Source organism: Pseudomonas sp. UBA2684 (genome assembly GCA_002354655.1).
Classification (GTDB): Bacteria; Pseudomonadota; Gammaproteobacteria; order Pseudomonadales; family Pseudomonadaceae; genus Aquipseudomonas.
In genome coordinates, this window is sequence record DELY01000042.1 from 4554 (window position 1) to 5058 (window position 505).

A 505-nucleotide genomic window follows, 5' to 3' on the forward strand; every position below is an offset into this window, starting at 1 on the left:
GGCATCAACGGCGTCACCGGCCAGGGCCGTACCATCACCATCGGCAGCCCGGACCTGGAGCCGGAAACCACCACCAACACCGAATTCGGCGTGTACTACGACAACCTCGCCGGCTTCGACGCCAACGCCACGCTGTTCCACAACACCTTCGAAGACAAGATCGACGGTGGCACGCCGCTGGCCAACTGCAACTTCACCGCCAACCCCAACCAGCCGGGCTGCGTCAGCTTCGGCAGCAGCTTCACCCAGGAGAGCTTCGCCCAGAGCATCAACATCGACGAAGCCGAAACCCAGGGCCTGGAACTGGCGGGCGGCTGGCAGTTCGCGCCAGCCTGGAAACTGTCGCTGAACTACACCTACACCGACAGCGAGCAGAAGAGCGGCATCAACCAAGGCGCACCGCTGACCAACACACCGGAGCACATGGCCCATGCGCGCCTGAACTGGAACACCACCGACCGCCTGACCCTGTGGTTCAAGGGCGAATACCGCGGCGAGCGCGCGC

1 protein-coding gene is annotated in these 505 nt (G+C 64.4%); it reads left to right on the plus strand.

The features are described from left to right. Positions 1-505, plus strand: a 505-nt coding sequence (locus B3M58_RS14485) for a TonB-dependent receptor domain-containing protein (protein ID WP_296220132.1), incomplete at both ends; no start/stop codon positions are given.